General features: G+C 35.0%; 15 protein-coding genes, 1 tRNA gene, 1 rRNA gene and 5 pseudogenes. 18 read left to right on the forward strand and 4 right to left on the reverse strand.

All coding sequences use genetic code 11. The features are described 5' to 3' along the window. Nucleotides 1-383: 383 nt before the first annotated feature. Complete coding sequence (locus NMD99_RS06655) at nucleotides 384-998, reverse strand: hypothetical protein (protein WP_253309859.1); 615 nt, start codon at nucleotides 996-998, stop codon at nucleotides 384-386. Nucleotides 999-1,151: 153 nt separating this feature from the next. On the opposite strand from NMD99_RS06655, the gene NMD99_RS06660 reads away from it, so the two are divergent. From NMD99_RS06660 to NMD99_RS06750, 18 genes and pseudogenes are all read left to right on the forward strand, one after another. Then, a 16S ribosomal RNA gene (locus NMD99_RS06660) occupies nucleotides 1,152-2,656 on the forward strand. A 100-nt stretch (nucleotides 2,657-2,756) separates the two neighbouring features. Beyond that, nucleotides 2,757-3,134, forward strand: a complete 378-nt coding sequence (gene sdhC / locus NMD99_RS06665; RefSeq protein ID WP_253309858.1) for a succinate dehydrogenase, cytochrome b556 subunit — start codon at nucleotides 2,757-2,759, stop codon at nucleotides 3,132-3,134. Then, nucleotides 3,131-3,487: a succinate dehydrogenase, hydrophobic membrane anchor protein gene (sdhD, locus tag NMD99_RS06670; protein ID WP_253309857.1), complete on the forward strand. Its 357-nt coding sequence runs from the start codon at nucleotides 3,131-3,133 to the stop codon at nucleotides 3,485-3,487. The genes sdhC and sdhD overlap by 4 nt, the downstream gene beginning before the upstream one ends. 76 nt (nucleotides 3,488-3,563) lie before the next feature. Beyond that, complete coding sequence (locus NMD99_RS06675; RefSeq protein ID WP_253309856.1) at nucleotides 3,564-4,826, forward strand: hypothetical protein; 1,263 nt, start codon at nucleotides 3,564-3,566, stop codon at nucleotides 4,824-4,826. 117 nt (nucleotides 4,827-4,943) lie between these two features. Next, a pseudogene (locus NMD99_RS06680) lies at nucleotides 4,944-6,232 on the forward strand (sugar phosphate nucleotidyltransferase). A gap of 133 nt (nucleotides 6,233-6,365) precedes the next feature. Further along, nucleotides 6,366-7,594 (forward strand): annotated as a pseudogene (locus NMD99_RS06690) (lipoprotein-releasing ABC transporter permease subunit). Continuing rightward, nucleotides 7,587-8,317: pseudogene (locus NMD99_RS06695) on the forward strand (hypothetical protein). Before NMD99_RS06690 ends, NMD99_RS06695 begins: the two co-directional pseudogenes overlap by 8 nt. After that, the gene (locus NMD99_RS06700; RefSeq protein WP_253309851.1) at nucleotides 8,314-9,534 is read left to right on the forward strand and encodes a heme biosynthesis protein HemY; all 1,221 of its coding nucleotides are present in this window, start codon (nucleotides 8,314-8,316) and stop codon (nucleotides 9,532-9,534) included. The pseudogene NMD99_RS06695 and the gene NMD99_RS06700 overlap by 4 nt, the downstream one beginning before the upstream one ends. A 209-nt stretch (nucleotides 9,535-9,743) precedes the next feature. Further along, on the forward strand, nucleotides 9,744-10,616 hold the full coding sequence (gene atpG / locus NMD99_RS06705; RefSeq protein ID WP_264688382.1) for an ATP synthase F1 subunit gamma: 873 nt from the start codon (nucleotides 9,744-9,746) through the stop codon (nucleotides 10,614-10,616). A gap of 18 nt (nucleotides 10,617-10,634) precedes the next feature. After that, nucleotides 10,635-11,969 (forward strand): TldD/PmbA family protein, encoded by a 1,335-nt coding sequence (locus tag NMD99_RS06710; protein WP_253309849.1) that lies wholly within the window; start codon nucleotides 10,635-10,637, stop codon nucleotides 11,967-11,969. A gap of 174 nt (nucleotides 11,970-12,143) precedes the next feature. Further along, on the forward strand, nucleotides 12,144-12,395 hold the full coding sequence (locus NMD99_RS06715; RefSeq protein WP_064124857.1) for a cold-shock protein: 252 nt from the start codon (nucleotides 12,144-12,146) through the stop codon (nucleotides 12,393-12,395). 35 nt (nucleotides 12,396-12,430) lie between these two features. Then, entirely contained in the window at nucleotides 12,431-13,657 is a 1,227-nt protein-coding gene (locus tag NMD99_RS06720) for a DEAD/DEAH box helicase (protein ID WP_253309848.1), read from the forward strand. Nucleotides 13,658-13,861: 204 nt separating this feature from the next. Then, nucleotides 13,862-16,167 (forward strand): annotated as a pseudogene (locus NMD99_RS06725) (AAA family ATPase). A gap of 64 nt (nucleotides 16,168-16,231) precedes the next feature. Continuing rightward, nucleotides 16,232-17,128 carry a class I fructose-bisphosphate aldolase gene (locus tag NMD99_RS06730; protein ID WP_253309992.1) on the forward strand — a complete coding sequence of 299 codons (897 nt, stop codon included), beginning with the start codon at nucleotides 16,232-16,234 and terminating at the stop codon, nucleotides 17,126-17,128. Between the two features lie 5 nt (nucleotides 17,129-17,133). Continuing rightward, nucleotides 17,134-17,205 (forward strand) — tRNA-Cys (locus tag NMD99_RS06735). Nucleotides 17,206-17,343: 138 nt separating this feature from the next. After that, a complete protein-coding gene (locus NMD99_RS06740) occupies nucleotides 17,344-18,411 on the forward strand; it encodes a quinone-dependent dihydroorotate dehydrogenase (protein WP_264688383.1) in 1,068 nt (355 codons plus the stop codon). Between the two features lie 90 nt (nucleotides 18,412-18,501). Further along, nucleotides 18,502-19,200, forward strand: a complete 699-nt coding sequence (gene rnc, locus NMD99_RS06745) for a ribonuclease III (protein ID WP_253309845.1) — start codon at nucleotides 18,502-18,504, stop codon at nucleotides 19,198-19,200. A gap of 81 nt (nucleotides 19,201-19,281) precedes the next feature. Beyond that, nucleotides 19,282-19,417, forward strand: a pseudogene (locus NMD99_RS06750) (IS66 family transposase); the annotation flags it as partial. Nucleotides 19,418-19,834: 417 nt separating this feature from the next. Here the strand turns inward: NMD99_RS06750 and NMD99_RS06755 are convergent. From NMD99_RS06755 to NMD99_RS06765, 3 genes are all read right to left on the reverse strand, one after another. Next, nucleotides 19,835-20,377 carry a hypothetical protein gene (locus tag NMD99_RS06755; RefSeq protein WP_253309844.1) on the reverse strand — a complete coding sequence of 181 codons (543 nt, stop codon included), beginning with the start codon at nucleotides 20,375-20,377 and terminating at the stop codon, nucleotides 19,835-19,837. 109 nt (nucleotides 20,378-20,486) lie between these two features. Beyond that, nucleotides 20,487-21,017, reverse strand: coding sequence for a phospholipase D family nuclease (locus NMD99_RS06760; protein WP_253309843.1), 531 nt, complete (start codon nucleotides 21,015-21,017; stop codon nucleotides 20,487-20,489). Between the two features lie 43 nt (nucleotides 21,018-21,060). Then, the gene (locus tag NMD99_RS06765; protein WP_253309842.1) at nucleotides 21,061-22,548 is read right to left on the reverse strand and encodes a UbiD family decarboxylase; all 1,488 of its coding nucleotides are present in this window, start codon (nucleotides 22,546-22,548) and stop codon (nucleotides 21,061-21,063) included. Between the last annotated feature and the right edge of the window lie 9 nt (nucleotides 22,549-22,557).

The following is a 22,557-nucleotide window of genomic DNA, read 5'->3' on the forward strand; positions in this document are numbered from 1 at the left end:
TAGCTGCTTTTAAATGCAACTCACCTTAGTTTAAATGTTTAAGAAATTTACTAAGCAGAAAAAAAGGCAAAAGAAACCCCGTGTTAGCTAGTTGTCACTCTCTAATCCTGCAAATTGGCGTACTATACTGTCTTAAACGACTTATAAGCGCGTTTCAGCTTATATAGGTAAAAACCCAGAAATGTTGTGAAGACATAAGGTGCACATAGTGCAAAAAATTAAAAATAAGACGCCAACTACGTTGTTTTCTTGCTGTTTAATCTGCACAGATGAAGATAACTGAATACCTTCACTATCATGATAAGGGGGCTGGCGGAGTTTGTCAAGGAAGTTTTTTCGTTTCTAACGGTTGTTGCCAAAAACTATACAAAAAGTCTAATGAGTTAACTTCCATATATCCTGAGTAGTTCTTGTGCATTAGCTTTGATTAGGATAGGGCATTTTCTGTCATTTAATAGGGAACGCAATATTTCAGTTGCACCTTTAATGTCGTTATTATGTATCTTTACTACAGCGATAGCTTCTTGGCTTGAATAAGGATACACTGCACTTGATTCTAAATTATCAATTTTATCTTTATTTATTTTTTCACCGTTGGAGTGAAGTAAGCTCATTACCTCTAAGTATTGTGCTAACTCACGCAAAACATTAGGAGCATCTTTATCATCTGCCAAATCATTATAAATAGATGCTGTGTTTGTTGGCATTGAATCTGAGATATGATTGAATGCGTGTTCAAAATTTGCTAAATACCCCCAATTTGAATCTATTTCTTCTAGCAGCGGCTTATTATCTTTTTTAAAGAATAATACTTCGTAAAACTTGTCACCCGCAGTTATAGATTGTTTTGTGTTATCAATGTTGCGCAATAAGTATAATGTGATGCCAACTAACATTGGTGCGAGTGCAAGCAGAAAGATGTATTTTTTCATGGTAATATTCCAAATAGTTATATATTTATACATTAATGCTTTTGATTTGCAAAAACATATTGACATAGTGATTATATCACATAATAATGTTCTCAAAGTTGTTTGAATAGTTGGAGATTAAAATATTTCTAAAGTAGAAATAAAGACAGCAGTATTAAGCTAAATTATTTTTTGTCGGATTTATCCGATGTACCCTCAACCTTTTATAGGTTGAAGTCTAAATTTGAGAGTTTGATCCTGGCTCAGAATGAACGCTGGCGGCAGGCCTAACACATGCAAGTCGAACGGAGTTATATTGTAGCTTGCTATGGTATAACTTAGTGGCAGACGGGTGAGTAATATATAGGAATCTACCTAGTAGTACGGAATAATTGTTGGAAACGGCAACTAATACCGTATACGCCCTACGGGGGGAAAAATTTATTGCTATTAGATGAGCCTATATTAGATTAGCTAGTTGGTGGAGTAATAGCCTACCAAGGCAATGATCTATAGCTGATCTGAGAGGATGATCAGCCACACTGGAACTGAGATACGGTCCAGACTCCTACGGGAGGCAGCAGTGGGGAATATTGGACAATGGGCGAAAGCCTGATCCAGCCATGCCGCATGAGTGAAGAAGGCCTTTGGGTTGTAAAGCTCTTTTAGTGAGGAAGATAATGACGGTACTCACAGAAGAAGTCCTGGCTAACTCCGTGCCAGCAGCCGCGGTAATACGGAGAGGGCTAGCGTTATTCGGAATTATTGGGCGTAAAGGGCGCGTAGGCTGGTTAGTAAGTTAAAAGTGAAATCCCGAGGCTTAACCTTGGAACTGCTTTTAAAACTGCTAACCTAGAGATTGAAAGAGGATAGAGGAATTCCTAGTGTAGAGGTGAAATTCGTAAATATTAGGAGGAACACCAGTGGCGAAGGCGTCTATCTGGTTCAAATCTGACGCTGAGGCGCGAAGGCGTGGGGAGCAAACAGGATTAGATACCCTGGTAGTCCACGCTGTAAACGATGAATGTTAAATATGGGAAGTTTACTTTCTGTATTACAGCTAACGCGTTAAACATTCCGCCTGGGGACTACGGTCGCAAGATTAAAACTCAAAGGAATTGACGGGGACCCGCACAAGCGGTGGAGCATGTGGTTTAATTCGATGCAACGCGAAAAACCTTACCACTCCTTGACATGGAAATTATACCTATTCGAAGGGATAGGGTCGGTTCGGCCGGATTTCACACAGGTGTTGCATGGCTGTCGTCAGCTCGTGTCGTGAGATGTTGGGTTAAGTCCCGCAACGAGCGCAACCCTCATCCTTAGTTACCATCAGGTAATGCTGGGGACTTTAAGGAAACTGCCAGTGATAAACTGGAGGAAGGTGGGGATGATGTCAAGTCATCATGGCCCTTATGGAGTGGGCTACACACGTGCTACAATGGTGACTACAATGGGCTGCAAAGTCGCGAGGCTAAGCTAATCCCTTAAAAGCCATCTCAGTTCGGATTGTACTCTGCAACTCGAGTACATGAAGTTGGAATCGCTAGTAATCGTGGATCAGCATGCCACGGTGAATACGTTCTCGGGTCTTGTACACACTGCCCGTCACGCCATGGGAATTGGTTTCACTCGAAGCTAACGACCTAACCGCAAGGAGGGAGTTATTTAAAGTGGGATCGGTGACTGGGGTGAAGTCGTAACAAGGTAGCAGTAGGGGAATCTGCAGCTGGATTACCTCCTTGGGCTTTGCGCATAACTTACCATTTTTAATGATGGTGTTGTTATGTGCTATACTGCTGTCTTTACTTCTACTTTATTTTAATTTCCCAATAACGAAATTTTATGAGTGATAGGCCTCTTTCTCCACATTTACAAATATATAAAGTACAAGTTACTAGTTTTTTCTCTATTATGCACAGATTGACTGGTATCTTGCTATTCCTTTTATTAATGATACTTTCTTGGTATTTCATATTACATGTTTACTTTCCTGAGTTACTTATAGTAAGGTACTTAAATGCATTATTATTCACTCCTGTTGCTAAATTAGCTTATGTCTTATGTTTTGTAAGTTTTGTATATCATTTTCTTAATGGTATTCGTCATTTATTGTGGGATGTTGGGCTTAATTTAGAAATTACTGGCGTTTCAAGGAGTGCTATACTGCTGACAGTAACGCTACTTCTTTCTACTATTGCTTTTTTATTTATGTTTATATGAGTCAATCTGGAAATTCAGTACATCATTGGTGGGTCCAGCGTGTTTCTGCAGTAATTTTACTGCTCCTGTTTCCTTGGTTTATCTATTCATTTTCTTGCGCATTTTATACTGATAGCTCTTTGTCTTTTAGTGAAAAATTTATTAATCACCCTCTAGAGCTTTTATTTTTTGTTGTATTGTTGTTTTGCATTTTTTGGCACGCAGTTCTTGGAATGCAGGTAGTGTGTGAAGATTATATACACAGCGTATCTCTAAGGATTTTCACAATTACATGCATAAAGTACTTATCAAGCATTACTTATATAACCCTCGCTTTTACAATCTTTGTCTTCTACAGGCATATTTTCTTGTAAAATTGCCAATTCTGTGTTAATATATTATTAGTGTACTAGTTTTATCATTGAACTATAGCGATTTTGGTTTAGCAATATGTTAGAGACATTGAAAAAGTGGGGAATAGACCTTACGCTAAAGGTGAAGGATCTATTTAGTTCATCTGAGTCTCAAGTTTATGTCAAAGACCTTAGAAAGGTAATGATATATGAGGATGGACGAAAGTGTCAATATCCAAAAAATTATGATCAGATTGTAGATTCTGGGAGAGTTGTAAAAAAAAATGACAAGCTTGTAAAAAATAAAGACGGAAATCCAGAGTACCAGCTTATATATAATGAATACGAATTTGATCTAGCCTTGGTTAAGGAAATTGATAAAAAATCTTACTTTACTATTGACTTTTTAGTTAGTAAAGGTAGGCGTGAGGTTAATGATTATAGTAAATTTTATAAGCCATTTAAGTTTTCAAAAATAGATCTTGAAAAACACTTGCCGGTCTTTGAGGTTGATACTAAGTTACTTAGATTAACTAATTCTTCTTTTCTTGCTAAAAAAGGTTGCTTCATCAATGATGACACGGGAGAAGTTGATGAGAAAGATAGAGATGAAAAAGGAAGAAATGGAAAATTACTATACACTAGTGATTACAAGAAGCTAAGCACCCATTTTTCAGAAATTAGAGATCAGAATAATAACTTGGAGCTAGATAAAAGTCTTATATCTGTTCCTATTATTTTCGTTGCAAGCTTGGCTAAAGTTTGTACTAAATTGTTGACTTCTCTTCCTATAAAGTTAGGGGAGTATTTAATAAGCGAACAAAACCCAATTGCAAAGTCTTTTGGCTATCTTTTGTTCACCCCTGCAATGGCAGTAAAAAATTTAGTGAATATGGGAGCTACCATACTTAAGGCTCCAATTTTATTATTTGTAGCAGATAAGAAGAAGTATGGTGATGCTTACTTCACTATGTGGAAACACCAATTGAAAGGATGTTGGGAAGAAGCAAAAAGTGACTTTAATGTTATTAAAGGTGGAGAAAGGCTAAAGCCAGGGCAAAAGGATCATAAGCCACTTAGTATAGTGGGCACATGGGATGAGCTTAATGCTAGAAGGCCAGGTATTGAAAAAGACTTAGAGAAGCCGTCAAATAAAAGTAGTGAAAGTATAGATAAATCTAGAGAACCAGATATTGGAAAAAGCTTAAAGAAGGAGAAGTTGCAAAACAAAAGTAATGAGAAAATAGCTGCGTCTAAAAAAGCAGATGTTGAAAAAGTGAGTGATACTCCTCATGTTAATGAAGTACTAAGCAGACGGAGTTCATTGCAAGACGAAAAATTTCAATTACCTCCTCGCTAACCGGCCACTACTTTAAATTAACATTTACTTTCTTTATTAACTATTCCACAACAAAAACTTGCATGCATTTTACTATTAGCACAAGATGTTAATTATTTAATTAATTTTCTTAACTATATGCGCCCTGTAATACTATGTGGTGGTAGTGGCAGCAGACTTTGGCCTTTATCGAAGCCAAAGCAATTTCAAAAAATATTTAGCCATAACACTATGTTTCAGAACACTTTATTGAGGCTAAAAAGTGGTTATATGCCACCCATAATTGCCACAAATATACAGTACGAGTCGTTAGTGAAGAAGGAGTTGCATGCGCTGCGAGAATATAAAGTGATTTTCGAACCAGTGAAAATTGGAACAGCAGCAGCGATATTAATTGCTGCGCTTCTCTGCAATGAAAACGAGATAATGTTAATTCTGCCTTCAGACCATTTTATAGGTGATTTGAATAATTTTTATGCTTCTGCTCACAAAGCATCTCAGCTAGCTTCTGAAACTAACTCTATAGTTACGTTTGGAGTTAAGCCTCATGAATTCAATTCTGAATACGGCTATATAAATGCAGTTTATGATCATAAGGAAAAGTATCATATAGTAAAGGATTTCATAGAGAAACCTGAGCATGTATTAAGTAATGATTATTATTGGAATTCTGGAATATTTGTGTTCAAAGCAAAACGCTATATAGATGAGATCAAAAAATCTGCCCCGACTCTTTATAATTTATGTTTTGCAAGTGTGAAACATTTCACACCGCAAGAGAGATTTCTGTATTTAAAACAACGAGATTTTGCAGGAATTGAAGGCGTCTCTATTGATTACTTGGTAATGGAAAAAGCAAAAAACGTTGCAATGATAGAAGCTAATTTCGATTGGCTGGATGTTGGAACTTGGAATTCAGTTTTAGAATTGAGTGAGAAGTTTACGTCGTCATTCCGACATGTAACAAAAAAAGAGAGCCAGTTTCAACGACAGAAAGTAATAAAAATTTATTGGGTGGAGCTTATAAGCAACCAAACAAAAGCCTAATATCGTTTATTAATAAGGTTAAGAAAGCAAAAGCGATAAGAAGAGAAATCAAGCCATGGGGATTTTGTAGTATAATTTTAATAGGCGAAAATTTTCTTATAAAATATCTTTTTATAAATCCATTAAGCTGCACTTCTAAGCAATTCCATCACTATAGAGATGAATACCATATAGTACTATCGGGAGTTGGGTATGTTAGTTTAGGCGACAAAGAATATGCTATAGTAAAAGACCATATGATAGAAATCCCAAGGGAAGTTTCCCATAGGATTGAAAATAGAAGCACAAGCTCTCCACTTGAAATAGTTGAATTTCAGATAGGAGAGCATTTATCTGATAATGATATAGTGAGGTTGGATGATGTATATGGAAGATTTTGAAATTCTAATGTTAAAGATACTCTATAAGTCTGCTAAATTTAAAGGAGTAAAAATATCTAGTTTTCAAATAAAGAAAAGTCTACAATTATACGAAGTTTCAAGAATATAATGTTTAACCTCAAAATATTTTGTAATGTCCATTGCCTTTGAAATTACTATGGCTGCTTGCTATTTGCGAGCGAAAAATGCCAGATTTTGCTCTATAACGACTTTGTTCTCTATTATCGGCATTGCCCTTGGAGTTGCAACACTAATAGTGGTGATGTCTGTGATGAACGGATTCAGAGCAAAGTTGCTTGACTCAATACTTGGCATTGATGGCCATATTAATGTTTATTTTGATAGGAACATAAATTCAGATTACTGCACAGTTTCGAAATCGATTGAGAAAATTCCTGGTATATTAAAAGCTACTCCTATGACCAATGATCAAGTTATTATTGTAGCAAATGGTAAAATTGCAGGTAGCGTAGTGCGAGGTGTGTCAACTAAAGATTTGCTTGATAGTACTACCATTACAAATAATGTAATTATAGGTGATGTAAAAAAATTTGATGAAGGGATAATAATAGGAGCACGATTGGCAGAAGCTTTGAACGTTGACTATGGCGACAAAATTACGTTTATATCATCTGAAGAATTTGATGCATTACTTGGTGAAATGCCGCGAATGAAAAAATATAAAGTTATAGCAATATTTGATATGGGTATGTTTGAGTATGATAATACCTTGATATATATGCCTCTAAAATCAGCACAAGCCTTTTTTAATTATGAAAATAGCATAAAAAATATAGAAGTACTTGTAGACGACGTTACTAGAGCTGGTAAGCTTGCAGATGCTATAGAAAAAGAAATAGGAATGAAAGCTGAAAGTTGGCAATCACAGCAAAGCCATTATTTTAGTGCTTTAAAAACTGAAAGAAATGTGATGTTTTTAATTCTTACTTTGATTATAGTTGTAGCAGCGTTTAATATTATCTCAAATTTAATGATGATAGTGCAAGAAAAGAAATCCGCGATTGCAATTATGCGTACATTTGGTGCAACAAGTGGAAGCATTATGCGCATATTTTGCGCTTGTGGTCTATTAATCGGTTTTACGGGAACTTGTCTTGGCTGTATTATAGGTGTCGTTTTTTCTCTCAATATCGAAAGTATTAGAGTGTTTTTAGAAAACATTACTAACGTCAAGCTGTTTGATCCTATGATATACTTTTTTCAAGTTTACCGGTGATATTAGTCCCTCAAGATGTAGTAAGTATTTCTGCACTTGCGTTACTCTTATCATTTTTAGCGACAATTGCTCCTGCATTGCAGGCAGCTGCACAAGATCCTGCGGAGATACTACGTTATGAATGATACTCAGCAAAAGTACATAGGTTGGTTCTTAATTGTATTGTTATTTACCGGTTACATCACAATAAATAACATAATCTTTTTTAAAATAAGTCAGCAAGAAAGCGAAGACAATATAAATGTTTTAACGGAAAAAATAGATGAATTCAGAATGTCACTTGAAGTTAATCAATCCAGGGTAGAAAAAAGATATTTGACTTAAAGAGAGGTCTGCACACTCAATGTGAGCAAGGTGATGGTAGCTCAAGGTATAAGAACCTCGCAAGATTGCTGCTACTTGTAGTTAAAATGAAGAATTCGTTATTGCGAGAAGCAAAATTTGATAATCATATAAATTCAATAAAGCCTTTGATATCAGAGCTTGATGATCCAGAGATAGAAAATGCAGTAAATGAATTGGAAAGTTTGAAAGAGGTAGATACTTTACGTGAGTTGAAGTTATCTTTTGAGAAGACCATTGCTGTTATTAACTACAATAAAAGTACATTGTCTAAAAAAATCATTTCAAACTGGATTAGAATACAAGATAAAAATGACCCATTAAGGGCAAAATTCGCAGAAATTGAGGAGTCAATAAACGATAATGATTGGCAAAATATAACTGTTACAGTAAGCAATTTAACGCATTCAGAATTCAAGCCATGGCTGAATAAATTGAATGGTTTTATTGTAGCTTCTAAGAATATTTCAACAATATATCATCACTTATTACAATATATCTCATGATTTATTTTATAATTTTCGCTCTTTCGTTTTTATTTGGCATATGGGTCAAGGTAAGTGGTGAAGTAATAAAATTGGAATTAGGCAATTACACTATAAGTATTGATCTATATTTCATTATTTTTACTTGTGTAGTTTTATTATTTTTATTAATTACACTTGTACGCTTTTTTTCCTCCATTTTATCAACATTTGCCAACATAAGAAATAGAAGAAGGGATAGGGAAGAATTGCTTCTCTTTGAAGCTTTTTTTAGCATAGACTTAGACAATATAGAGAATGCTGAAAAGCTAGTTAAAAGTCTAAATGAGAAGAGTGATAAGTTATCTTTAATAAAGCTCTTTAACTCAGGTAAGACGGGAAATTACAGCTTTTTCAGTAACGGTTTAACAAACGTTGCAAATAAAAATCGTAACTTAGCTCTACTTCTGGCCAATAAGCTGATTGTTCACCTCAAACAAGAAAAAGTAGTCTTTCAAAAATTTATAGAATATTGCTCTAGTTCAATTAATGATAAAATGCTATCTATTCCCTTTCAAATAGAGCATTGCATATTGAAAGAAGATTGGATTAATGCAATTTTGAAGTTGAGGGAAGCAGTTAAGTTCAATATTTTTCTTCCCTTTGACCATAAAGAAATGTTTGCAGTTTTTTATTGTGCTTTGGCAAAACAATATGAAAGTAAAGGGGATTTTAAAGGGGCTATAAAGTCTTTACTCAGAGCACAAAGTTATTATGCAACTTTTCGGCCCATTAATTATTTAAAGGCAGAATTATATATTAAACTTGGAAAAATCAGAAAAGCTTCTGCAGTGCTAGAGGCAGAATATGCAGTAAATCCTACTCCTCAGTCAGCTAAAATGTACATCAATTTAAATAGTAAAGGTGCTGAAAGACTATACAACTTACGCCCTGATTATTATTTTAGTTACTGTTTACTTGCTTTGTCCTCAATGAGTTCAGGTAAATATGATCTTGCAAGTCAATATTTAGACACTGCTATGAAAAAGGCTAATTACATGTCAATCTACTTTATTGTAATACAACTTAAGGTTACATTGCAAGAACACGACAAGGTAATTTATTGGCTAAACAAGATGGGCTCAGAAGCTTTGCCTGATCCGGGCTGGAAGTGTAAAAATTGTAACAGAGAACTAAAGCAATGGGATCATAAATGTTCAAATTGCAATAGTTTTAATTGCGTTTATTATATATTATAAGGTTCCACAAAGTGTGATGATAATAATATATGGGAAATTACCATCAAAGACCTCTATTGAACAATTTTTGGAGTAGATCTCTTAATATAACCCTTATTTCAAAATAATAAACCTGCAAGTTTTTTAGTTAGACTTGGTTCTAATGTCAAAAAAACTTGCTTTTAGACACTAACAATTATATATTTTAATAAATCAGGGTTGTATACAAAATGAAGAGCTTAAAGGAATTATCCTTAAGAATTAAGAATATTAGGTCTGTACAGAAAACCACGAAAATAATGCAAATGGTTTCTGCAGCAAAGTTATTACAAAGCCAAAAGAAATTATCAAATTCAAAATTATATATATCTAAGCTGCATAGCATTATTTCTTCATTAATGCTATCAGTTGATCAAAAATTACTGGCAAAAATTCTAAATATCAGTAATGACGGTTCTTACCTAGTATTCATTGTTGCGTCTGATCGTGGCTTGTGCGGCAACTTTAACTCTTCTATTGTCAAATTTAGTCAAGAGCGTGTAAATAAGTCAATCGCAAATGGCAAAAAAGTAGATATTGTATTTCTTGGTAAAAAAGCTTTTGATGTAGGTAAAAATAGGTTTGACTCTAAAAGTATCTTAAAAATTGAAAATAGTAAGGGGATCACGTTAAAGCACGTAGAAGCTTTGGTTGGTGGTATAGATCTAAGTAAATACGATAAAGTTAAAGTTTTTTATAGTAAATTCTATAATACCTTCACGCAAAAACCAATGTTGGAAACAATAAAACCATGGAGTAAAGACTCATCCTTGATTGATAACTCTCTGGCTGGTCCAACGACAGATTACGGCTATGAGTATGAACCACAAAATATTGAATTTATTTTAAAATCTTTGATTCAGGATTACGTTGTAATTGCTCTTTACTCTGCTTTACTTGAAAGTGCAACAAGTGAGAATAGTGCTAGAATGGTTGCTATGGAATCAGCAAACAGAAACACTAAAGAGATGCTGAACAAACTAGCATTGCTTTATAATCGTTCTCGTCAAGCAGCAATTACAACTGATTTAATTGAAGTTATAGGTGGTGCAGAGTCTTTATAAAAATCTAAGGAATAGAAAATGAATATATTAAATATTGCAGCAGATATCACTAAATTAATAAAAAAGCAGAATCAAGATGCGGAAGTTACAATATATGAAACTAATAAGACTTCAGTTTCTCAGCGTCTATCAAAAATTGAGCAAATATCACAATCTAAAAATTGCACTGTAGGAATCAGAGCTATAGCAGGTAAAAACAAAGCTGCGTATATTTCTACAAACGATTTGAATAATCTTAGTGATACGGTAAGCCAAGTGGTAGAAATGGCAAAGAATGCGCCAGAAGATCCTTGCATTAATTTTGCTGTAAATGGTAGTAATTATATCTCTTCTGCAGATTTAAGTATCTCAGATAATAATGTTGTAACCGTTGATAACCTAAAAGAAATTGCTGAAGCTGCAGAAAATTCAGCCCTTGCACATAAGAGTATCACTAATTCTGAAGGAGCCTCTTCTTCATACGCTTTAGTGAATACAGTATTATCGACTGTTTCTGGTTTTATTGGCTCGTTTAGTAAATCAACCTTTGCTAATCAGGTCTCTGTTGTTGCTGGAAGAGAAAGTGAAATGAAGGTTGGTTACGATTATGATATAGCATGTAATTTTAGTGATTTAAAGTTGCCAGAGTTAATGGGAAAAGAAGCAGCAAAAAGAGCAGTTGATCAATTGAATTCACGTACAATTAAAACTGGTAAATTTCCAGTTATTTTTGAAAAAAGAGCAGCAAAAGGGCTAGTAAAAAGTTTTGCTTCTGCTATAAATGGGAGCAGTATTATAAGCAACAGTTCTTTCTTGAGGGGTAGTTTAAACGCTCAGATTTTCAACGATAGAATTAATATTGTCGATGATCCATTGTTGCCAAGAGGCATAGCATCGAGACCATTTGATGGAGAAGGGATAACTAGCAAGAAAAATATATTTGTAAAAAACGGAATATTACAAAATTGGATTTTAGACTTATACTCGGCTAGAAAATTAGACTCAGAAACAACCGGAAGTGCAACTCGTGCAAGTAATGCTGCAGTTATTCCTGCAGCTAGTAACCTCTACATTGAGAATGGTAATGTATCGTTTGAAGAATTAATTCAGGAAGTGAAAGAGGGAATATATGTAACTGATTTATTTGGTTTTGGTGTTAATTTAATCAATGGCGATTACAGCCAAGGCGCTTCCGGATTTTTTATAGAAAATGGAAAAATAACGTATCCAATACATGAGATTACCATTGCTAGCAATTTAAAGGATATGTTTAGCAATTTAGTCGTTGCAGATGATCTAACTTTTTGTGGGCAATTTAATTCACCAACGATTAAAGTTAGCGAAATGACGGTTGCAGGTTCGCTTAACGATTAAAAAATTTATTTGCATTAAGTACAACAATTGTGTATTATTGTCATGTAATGTTAAGAATAGACTATGGAGTATAAAGGTTTAGTTTCAATAGCTAAGCTTAAAGCATTCTCAATCGTAATTTCAAAGTTTTTCATCACATTAGTAATGTTAATTAATAATTTAGGAGTTGTTTAAATGGAATTTGGTAATGTAAAATGGTTTAATGCCGAAAAAGGCTATGGTTTCATCAAGCCAGAAGGTAAAGGGGGTGACGTTTTTGTACATATTAGCACGTTGGAACGTTCAGGAATAAGGCCTGAGACACTTAAAGGAGAGAATAAAGAGAAGGGGATAAAAGGAGAAAGGGTGAGTTATGAGGTTAAAGAGGAGCGTGGTAGAAACGGAGAAGATAAAAAATCTGCAATAAATTTAAGATTGGAAGATTAATCTATTATGAAGTCTTTTAATAGGGTTAACGTATTGTGAATAATTTTTATGAGATGGGTCTCCCAGCTTCGCTTACACAAGCTCTAGATAAAAATAATCTTTTCGTCCCAACTCCGATTCAAATACAAGCGATTCCCTTAGCGCTACAAGGTAAAGATATTCTTGGGTCTGCTCAAACGGGAACTGGAAAAACTTTGGCATTTGCTATTCCGTTGGTTGCTAAGTTGCTGAATGAGCCTAACACTGGTTCAGCTTTAGTCATCGTGCCAACCAGGGAGCTTGCGCATCAGGTAACAAATGAGATAAGAAAACTCTTATTTCAAAATTCTGCACTAAGGGTCGCTTTATTGATTGGTGGTGAGCCTATTTTTAGGCAGCTAAATCAGCTTCAGAAAAAACCACAAATTGTAATAGGTACTCCTGGTCGTATTATAGACCATATTGAGCGTAAAACTTTGATTACTCGCAATGTTAGCGTTCTTGTGCTTGATGAAACGGATCGTATGTTTGATATGGGCTTTGGAATTCAAATTGAAGGGATCATGAAATATCTGCCAAAAATACGGCAGACTCTTATGTTTTCTGCAACTCTTCCTAGTGATATAGTTAAACTTACTGAGAAGTACCTTAATCGACCAGAACGTATTTCTGTTGATTGTGAGACTACAACTTCTGTAAAAATTAAGCAAGAGATTGTTTATGCATCAGAATCAGAAAAATATGAAAAGCTTGTTACACAACTATGTCAGCGCGAAGGATCAATCATTATCTTTGTCAAAACAAAGCAAGGAGCGGATCAGCTAGCTAGCAGATTGCACAAAGATGACTATAGCGCTTTAGCAATTCATGGTGATTTAAGGCAGCACAAGCGCGAAAGGGTCATTAATTCTTTTCGTCGTGGCCGCAATCAAATCATGGTTGCAACAGATGTTGCTTCTCGCGGCCTTGATATTCCCCACATTCAACATGTTATCAATTATGATGCACCACAATCGCAAGCTGACTATATTCATCGTATAGGCAGAACTGCACGTGCTGGAGCTGAAGGGCATGCGCTATCTTTTGTTACACCTCAAGATAAGAGAAGACTGCCTGCATTGGCAGACAAAGAAGGAGAGCCAAATTTTGATTGTAGTGTGCAATTTAAAAAACGTAATAGCAAAAAGGTCTTTAAAAGGCCAAGTACGTTAAAGACTAAATACGGTAGAAAAAAGATCAATGCATTTAAGAAGAAAAGCAGAGTACTAGAAAAAGCATATTAAATAGGATTTACCTACAACTTGATAAGCGTAAAACTCGTCATTCCGCTACTCATTAGCGGAATCTATGTTGAGATATCGCGGTGCTATGACGTAGATCCAGAGTGGGGATTCAAATTGGCTACAGCGAACTGCTGGATTTCAATTTTTTTAATAATTGTGTGCTATTCATTATATATGAGTTCCCACTTTTAAAGAGAATAGGAGATGATTTCCAAAAACTTAGAGGCAAGTTTGAATAGAGCGCTACTCATTGCTTCTAATTTTAATCTAAAATATGCGAAAGTAGAACATTTATTGCTGGCGTTAACTAAAGACGTGGATGTAAATTACGTTTTATCAAGATGTAATATCAGAGCCGATGAAATCATCAATATGGATAACATTCTATCAAGATGCAATATTAAGGCTAATGATTATAATAATAATATAAAAGGGTTTTTACAAAGCAGTTCTGAATTGATTATCAGTGGAGTTAAACCTAGCTCAATGTTTCAATGCATAATACACAGAGCAATAATACGGGCTCATAGCTTGGGAAAAAAAGAAATAAATGGAGCAAGTGTTCTAGTAGAAATTTTGTCTGGGCAAGATTTATACGTTGAAGATCTATTGCAGAAACAAAGTGTGAAAGATTCCAATTTGATTTACCATATATCTAATATGAAATACTTGAGCGATATAGATGAATACACCACCAATCATAAAGTAAAACTTGATAAAAATAATGACGCTCCTACTACAGTAAATAAAGGTGAGCTACTAAAAGATGAGGAAGTTCTACAAAGTTATTGTAAAAATTTAAATGACTATGCAAGAAGCAAAAAAATAGATTATGTTATTGGTCGTGATTATGAATTAAATCGCACTATAGAAATATTATTGAGGCGTAGAAAAAACAACCCTTATATGTTGGAGACCCAGGTGTTGGCAAAACAACAATAGTTGAGGGTTTGGTACTCAAGATCATTGAAGGCAGTGTTCCGAGTGCGCTCAGGTCCAGTATAATTTATGCTTTGGATTTAGGATCACTCCTTGCAGGGACACGCTACAGAGGTGATTTTGAAGAGAGAATAAAATCTATAATAAAAGCGATTGAGGCAAAACCAGGTGCTATCCTTTTTATTGACGAAATACACACTATCATTGGAGCAGGTTCTACAAGTGGTAGCTTTCTTGATGCAGGTAACCTACTCAAACCTGCGCTTGCAAGAGGTACACTGCGTTGTATAGGTGCAACTACATATAGAGAATACAGCACTAGTTTTGAAAAAGATAAAGCACTAGCGAGAAGGTTTCAAAAAATTAATGTTAAAGAATCTTCTGTTAATGAAACGATAAAGATACTAGATGGTATAAAGCACTACTATGAAGGGTATCATGGAGTATATTATACAAAGAATGCCATTAGGTCTGCGGCTGAACTTTCGCATAAGTATATTACTGGGCGAATATTACCTGATAAAGCGGTTGATGTTATTGATGAGGCAGGGGCATATTGTAAATTGCTAAGAAACAGGGGTAAAATTGTAAATAGTAGAGATATTAAGAATACCATTACTAGAATTACAAATGTGCCTTGCGGATCTGAATCTGATGATTTGCAGAAAGTAAAGTCTTTAAAAGCTAATCTAGAAAAGGTGATTTTTGGCCAAGAGCAGGCAATAGAATCTCTTGTTAATTCTATTAAAATTGCTAAATCTGGGTTGAGAAATTACAATAAGCCTTTAGCAAATTATCTTTTTGCAGGGCCAACCGGTGTTGGTAAAACCGAGCTAGCAAAACAATTAGCAGAAAGCATGGGCATGAATCTTATACGCTTTGATATGTCCGAATATATTGAATCTCATACGATATCAAGGATGATTGGTTCTCCTCCTGGATATGTAGGTTATGATCAGGGTGGATTACTCACAGAGTCTGTATCTAACAATCAATATAGTGTTGTGCTGCTTGATGAAATTGAAAAGGCCCATAGCGATATCTATAATATATTGCTACAAATTATGGATTATGGTTGTGTTACAGACACTTACGGACGTAAAGTTAACTTTTCCAATATAATTTTAATTATGACAACTAATGCAGGAGCAGTTGAACGCAGCAAAAGTTTTGTTGGCTTTGGGCATAAAAATTTTAACATTGGTGATAGCGAAAAAGCAATAGAACAGGTTTTTAGCCCTGAATTTCGTAATCGTCTTGATGCGATTATTTCTTTTTCTGACTTAAGTACGGATGTGATTTTGCATATTGTGGATAAATTTGTCCTAGAACTGAAAAAGCAACTGACGCAAAAAGGCATAAACTGCTTGGTAGAGGATGAAGTGAAATCTTATCTTGTACAAATGGGTTATAGTAAGGAAATGGGAGCACGTCCGATAGAGAGACTTATTGAAAAAGAGATAAAAAGTTACTTAGCGGAAGAAATACTGAATCGTAAATTAATAAAAGGAAAGAAATTAAGAATCTATATGAATAAAGTAGAAAATAAAATTGCTTTTAATATAGTTTAAAATCCTTGTATTGAACTTCATCTTTGTTACAATTTATAACTTAAATTTAATTTGAATTATAGTGATAAGTGATAAAGTAAAACAAGTCCTAAGCTACTACGAAAGTGAAAACCCCGGGGTAAAAGCAAATCTTACTCGTATTCTCATGCATGGAAAGCTTGGCGGTACTGGCAAGTTAGTGATTCTGCCAGTAGATCAAGGATTTGAGCACGGGCCAATAAAAAGCTTTGAAGTTAACCCTGATGCTTATGACCCACATTATCATTTTCAGCTTGCAGTTGATTCGGGAGTAAGTGCATATGCTGCTCCACTTGGTATGATTGAAGCTGGTGCTTCAACTTATGCTGGAATGCTCCCACTTATTTTGAAACTTAATAGTTCCAACTCCTTACATTCAAAAAATCTGACTTCTGATCAAGCAATAACCTCTTCTGTGAAAGATGCACTGCGTTTGGGCTGCTTGGCTGTTGGATTTACTATATATCCTGGTTCTGCTAAGTGTTTTGATATGATGGAAGAAGCCCGTGAAATCGTAGCTGAAGCCAAATCTTATGGGCTTGCAGTAGTGCTATGGTCTTATCCACGTGGTGAAGGAATTTCCAAAGAAGGTGAAACAGCAGTTGATGTTATTGCCTATGCTGCGCACATAGCAGCTTTACTTGGCGCTAATATAATCAAAGTAAAGCTTCCAACTAGATATTTGGAAAAAGAAAAGATAGAAACAGAAAATATTGAATCATTATCTAAAAGAATTGAATATATTAAAAAATCTTGCTTTGCAGGGAAAAGAATAGTAGTTTTTTCTGGTGGCGAATCGAAGGAAGTAGATGACATATGCAATGAAGCGAAAGAAATTAAGCAGGGAGGTGGTAATGGTTCAATCATTGGACGTAACACTTTTCAACGCAAAAGGGAGGAAGCTTTATCTATGCTAAAAGATATAATGGATATCTACACATAAAAAACGGCTGGGTGGCAGAATGGCTTATGCGGAGGACTGCAAATCCTTTTATACCGGTTCAATTCCGGTCCCGGCCTCTTTCATTTTCTATATCTTGTAAAAGTTGCTCAATTCAACAGTAGCTTTAAGTGTGTAACCTATAGAGAAAGCTTGTCCATTATTCATAAGTAAAATCAATTTCTTTTCAAGTTATGGTTATACTCTTATAGCGTTTCATGGTAAAAAATAAACTAAAAATAAGCAAAGTGTTTTACAAAATGATATTACGTAATTTATTGTTTTTACTGCCGCCTGAAGTTGCTCACTCTTTGGCAATCATGGCATTAAAGAAAATACCTTATAAGAATCCTATAGAGCTACCAGAATCTTTGAGTGTGAATTTTTTTGGTAATAAGCTCAGAAGCCCCGTGGGCCTGGCTGCAGGTTTTGACAAGAATGCAGAAGTTATAAGGCCTATGCTTTCATTTGGTTTTGGGTTTATTGAAACTGGTACTGTAACTCGTAATCCACAATATGGAAACAAAAAACCAAGAATTTTTCGGTTAATTAAAGATCAAGGGGTAATTAACAGATTGGGATTTAACAATAAAGGAATAGACTATTTTCTTAAACAAATAGATGAAACCAAGCTTGATGACTGCATTTTTGGCATAAATATAGGAAAAAATAGTGCATCGAAAGACCAAATTAGTGATTATGTTGATTTAATAAAGATGGTATATGGAAAAAGCAATTATATAGTGCTGAACATCTCGTCTCCAAACACGCCTAATTTACGCAATCTGCACAATAAGCAAGAATTATCGAAATTGTTGAAATCCATCCGGAAATCAATTGATAATTCTAAATCCATACCAATAATATTAAAAATCTCACCAGATATAGATCAGCAAACGAAAGAAAATATCGCTGAGCTTGCGTTGGAATATAAGATTGACGGATTAACAGTAAGCAACACTACGGTAAGTAGAGATAATCTGCATTCCCACCACAACGAAAGTGGCGGATTGAGTGGCAAACCACTGTTCAAACTTTCAACCGAGTTATTGGGCGATATGTACAAATTTACTAAGGGCAAAATATTATTGATAGGGTGCGGAGGAATCTCAAGTGGTGCTGATGCATATAAAAAAATAAAGGCAGGAGCCTCTTTGGTGCAGTTGTACACTGCTCTCATATACCACGGACCTCAAGTTGTAAACAAAATTAATCTAGAACTTGCAGAACTAATAAGGAGAGATGGATTTAGTAACATTAGTGAGGTGGTGGGTTGTATACATTAATTTTGGAAGTTGGTGGTATTATTTTAATAAAATAAGACTAATTCTCTGGTATAAAGGTGGTAGAAAGTGCTTTTCTTTTAAATAATGGGTATGAAGAGTTTGAATGATGCAATATCTAAGATCATTGATTATAAATTTACAAATTATGCAATATTAGAAGAGGCACTAACTCACCCAAGCGTAAATAAAAGGAATAGCAAAAACCAGATTGTAAGCTACGAAAGACTAGAGTTTTTGGGCGATAGTGTTTTGAATATGGTCGTATCTGCCATACTGTTTAAACTATTTCCTGAAGAAAAAGAAGGAGCATTGGCAAAAAGAAAGACGGATTTAGTTTGTGGCAACACCATTGCTAATGTTGCTAAAGAAATAAAATTAGGCAGCTTTATCATCATGAATAATAGTGAACGCTGCAATGGAGGAAGATGTAACCTAAAAAATTTAGAAAACTCGCTTGAAGCACTAATAGGTGCAATTTATATTGATGGCGGACTTGAAAATGTTGAAAAATTTATTACCCAATATTGGGAAAAGCTAGCTAAAAGCATGCTTGACCCCCCTCAAGATCCTAAAACCTCACTGCAAGAGTGGACTCAGAAAAACAAATTGCCTTTACCAGAGTATGAGCTTGTAAAACAAACTGGACCAGCACACAATCCTGAATTTACTATATCAGTTTGCATAGAAGATTATGGTAAAGTTTCTGCATGTGCTTCTAGTAAAAAGATTGCTGAACAAAAAGCTGCTGAGTTGATGCTAGAAAAAATTGGAAAAGACGCTTCAGTTTAGGCAAAATAGGCATTAATGTAAGTTTTAAGGAAGCTAATAGCGTTTAGGGGAAATGGTCAATTTAAGGAGAAGCATAGTATTATTCATAAAAAAGTTGATCTACCAAAAATTAAGCCTTATGTAGTGGAATATCAATGGCCGTTGTTGGAGATGCGGAAAAAAAAGAAGTAGCAAGTTACCAAAAGGTGTTATGCCAGATACATTTGGTCCAAGAGTTGTTTTGTGAAGTTGACAGAGTCAAGGAGAATGAAAGTTTTAAAAAATAGCATATTTTTTAATTATAAAAATTTAATATTAACTGATATAGCTAACCCAAGAAAGGTTTTCCTACGTCATACCGCCGCGGTATCTCAGCATAGATTCCGCTAACAAGTAGCGGAATGACGAATTTTTGTTTTTCAAATTATCGGTAAATCTAAGTCAGTTTAGCTATATTATCTCTCACACCGCTTAGCTGAACAGATACCATAAAAGATAGCTAGAAAGCAATTGCACTTGCAGCAAATTTCAAGATACAAGCTTCTGTATTTATTTTAAATTAAAAAAAGCTCAAGAAAAATAAAGTCAATTTTTGACGTCCCAAATATTACAGAATGTAATTGATTGATTGAGTAAAAACCAGTGAACGGTCAGGTTAAAACATGTTTTTAAATTTTTGCCAAAATCCTGGTTTATTATCATTAACCTTTGTAAATGTTATATTTAAACTGTATTTCGGATCATTTGGCACGTCGTATTTTATGCTAAATGTTGAAACTTTATCGTTATTGTAAATATGTACATCATCATATGATAGCTTTGTTGTGTAACACTTTACATGCTTTTGCTTATCATACACTAAATCACCTGACTCCCTTTCTAGTTCCACAAATTTCGTTTTTTTCTGACATTCCTTCATTTTTATTAAATCCTTATCTAGTGATATTGAAACTGGCAACGTATTTCCAGCATATTCTTTAGCTAAAAGTTCACTTTGAGGATACATTTTTATTTCCCTGCCAAAATGTGAGTCTATGAAATTATTACTCCAAAATTTATCGCCAGAATGCACGTACTCATCAGTAGCATACGGCACCCCACCATAACTGCATTGAACTTTGTAATCTCCAACACCGTTGTTTTGAAAAAAATCATGAATGGCAGTGTAGCTACCGTCAGCATCATTTATATAATCCATTACTTTATTCCTTAAACTTTTAGTTCATTATATCATAATCATTATGTCAATCAATCAAAAAAGCTCTCTCTTGCTGTTTTTAGAACTGATTTTAAGCAAGCGCTCTCGATTAGTTGGGAGCGTATTTATAAGATTGTGACATTCGTGCCTCCCAGTTTTTCACATACTGCTGAATCAATTCAGGATAATCTGTAATAATTAATAAATTTTCAGCATTTCCTTTTTTAGCTGTCTTACTAAGGTTAAATGACCCTGTGATGACTTTTTGATTGTCAACAATCATTATCTTATTATGAGCAATCTTTGGCTTATCATCGATCCAAATTGGTACTCCACCTGAAAATAATTCATTTATAACACTATATTTTGAGTAGAGTTGCGATTTATCTAAGATGACTTTAACATCAACACCGCGTTCTTTAGCATTAATCAAAGATTTTGCAACTGTTCCAAGAGTAAATGTATATTCTTGAACTAAGATAGATTTTTTAGACTGATCTATTACGCTGATTATCGGTACAGCACAATCTTCTCCAGGTGAAAAGCAAACCGTAGCTTTTGGGCAGGGCGAAAATATAAAACCCGCATAGTAATACAGAGAAAAACACATTAACAAGAATAAAAAGTGAAAAAGCCTCACAACAACCCACCCCCGGATATACGGCGATAGGCTACATCATAATTTAATCACCTGTCAATCCATATTCTTCCCACTTCTCCGTGACTTTTCTTACTATTTCCTCACTCATTTTAATTTTCTCTCCCCATTCTCGTTTGGTTTCAGGCGGGATTTTATTTGTTGCATCAAATCCCATTTTACCTCCAAGTCCACTTTCAGGGGAAGCAAAATCTAAATAATCAATAGGTGCGTTCTCTATTGTGATTGTGTCACGCACAGGGTCCATTCTCGTTGATATTGCCCACATCACTTCCTTCCAATCACGTACATTTATATCATCATCAACAACGATAATAAACTTCGTGTATAAAAATTGCTTTAGAAAGGAAAGTATGCCCATAACAATTCTTTTTGCCTGCCCTGGATAAGACTTTTTTATCGATATCACCGCTATTCTATATGAACAACCTTCTGGTGGTAGATAAAAATCCACTATCTCTGGAAATTGATTGATAAGAATGGGCACAAAGATTTCGTTGAGCGCTTCACCAAGAATTGATGGTTCATCAGGTGGCTTGCCAGTGAAAGTGCTGAGATAAATTGGATTTTTGCGCATAGTAATTGCAGTAATATTAAATTCTGGAAATTGCTCAACAGAATTATAGTAGCCGGTGTGATCTCCGTATGGCCCTTCATCTTGATATCTATCCAAACTTACATAGCCTTCCAGAACAATCTCTGCATGAGCTGGCACTTGAAGCGGAATAGTCTTACAATTTACAAGCTCAAGCGGTTTTTTGCGCAGCAACCCAGCAAATTGGTATTCTGACAATGTTTCTGGCACTGGAGTTACCGCAGCAATAATTGTTGCAGGATCACTACCGATCACAGCAGCAGCAGGAAATTTCATATTTTGTTCCTTCTCTTTCCATCGTTTGTGGTGACCTGCACCACCACGATGTGCAAGCCAGCGCATTAGAGTCGTTTTTTTATCTATAACCTGCATACGATATATTCCAAGATTGAAATTATCTTGCTTGTCTTCCGTTGGGCCTTTTGTCACCACAATTGGCCAGGTGATAAGTGGTGCAGGTTCATTTGGCCAGCATGTTTGAATAGGTAGCAAACTAAGATCCACCTCATCCCCAGTTAGCACCACTTCTTGACATGGAGCCTTGCTCACAACTTTACTTCGCATCGACAATACAACTTTTAGTAAAGGAAACATTTTCACGGCATCTTTGAAGTTTTTTGGTGGCTCAGGTGATCGCAAAAATGCTAAAAGTTTACCAAGATCTCTTAGTTCACCAGGGTTTATGTTCAACCCCAATGCAATCCTCTTAATAGTACCAAATAAATTCACCAAAACTGGAATCGAATTTTTACCGTTTTCCGTGACAACATTTTCAAAGATGATAGCTGGTCCTTTATTTGACAAAACCCTACGGTGAATTTCTGTCATTTCAAGAACTGTTGAAACTTCCTCCTTAATCCTAATCAGATCTTTTTTTTCTTCTAAGGCTTTAATGAAGTCGCGTAAGTTGGTGTACATATTAAAATT

The organism is Wolbachia endosymbiont of Listronotus oregonensis (assembly GCF_031205055.1).
Taxonomy (GTDB): domain Bacteria; phylum Pseudomonadota; class Alphaproteobacteria; order Rickettsiales; family Anaplasmataceae; genus Wolbachia.

What these genes read in the sequence shown, in the direction of transcription:
- NMD99_RS06655 (WP_253309859.1), bottom strand. Translation starts at nt 998, where the DNA reads ATGTCAATATGTTTTTGCAAATCAAAAGCATTAATGTATAAATATATA.
- sdhC (WP_253309858.1), top strand. Translation starts at nt 2,757, where the DNA reads ATGAGTGATAGGCCTCTTTCTCCACATTTACAAATATATAAAGTACAA.
- sdhD (WP_253309857.1), top strand. Translation starts at nt 3,131, where the DNA reads ATGAGTCAATCTGGAAATTCAGTACATCATTGGTGGGTCCAGCGTGTT.
- NMD99_RS06675 (WP_253309856.1), top strand. Translation starts at nt 3,564, where the DNA reads ATGTTAGAGACATTGAAAAAGTGGGGAATAGACCTTACGCTAAAGGTG.
- NMD99_RS06700 (WP_253309851.1), top strand. Translation starts at nt 8,314, where the DNA reads ATGATTTATTTTATAATTTTCGCTCTTTCGTTTTTATTTGGCATATGG.
- atpG (WP_264688382.1), top strand. Translation starts at nt 9,744, where the DNA reads ATGAAGAGCTTAAAGGAATTATCCTTAAGAATTAAGAATATTAGGTCT.
- NMD99_RS06710 (WP_253309849.1), top strand. Translation starts at nt 10,635, where the DNA reads ATGAATATATTAAATATTGCAGCAGATATCACTAAATTAATAAAAAAG.
- NMD99_RS06715 (WP_064124857.1), top strand. Translation starts at nt 12,144, where the DNA reads ATGGAATTTGGTAATGTAAAATGGTTTAATGCCGAAAAAGGCTATGGT.
- NMD99_RS06740 (WP_264688383.1), top strand. Translation starts at nt 17,344, where the DNA reads ATGGTAAAAAATAAACTAAAAATAAGCAAAGTGTTTTACAAAATGATA.
- rnc (WP_253309845.1), top strand. Translation starts at nt 18,502, where the DNA reads ATGAAGAGTTTGAATGATGCAATATCTAAGATCATTGATTATAAATTT.
- NMD99_RS06755 (WP_253309844.1), bottom strand. Translation starts at nt 20,377, where the DNA reads ATGGATTATATAAATGATGCTGACGGTAGCTACACTGCCATTCATGAT.
- NMD99_RS06765 (WP_253309842.1), bottom strand. Translation starts at nt 22,548, where the DNA reads ATGTACACCAACTTACGCGACTTCATTAAAGCCTTAGAAGAAAAAAAA.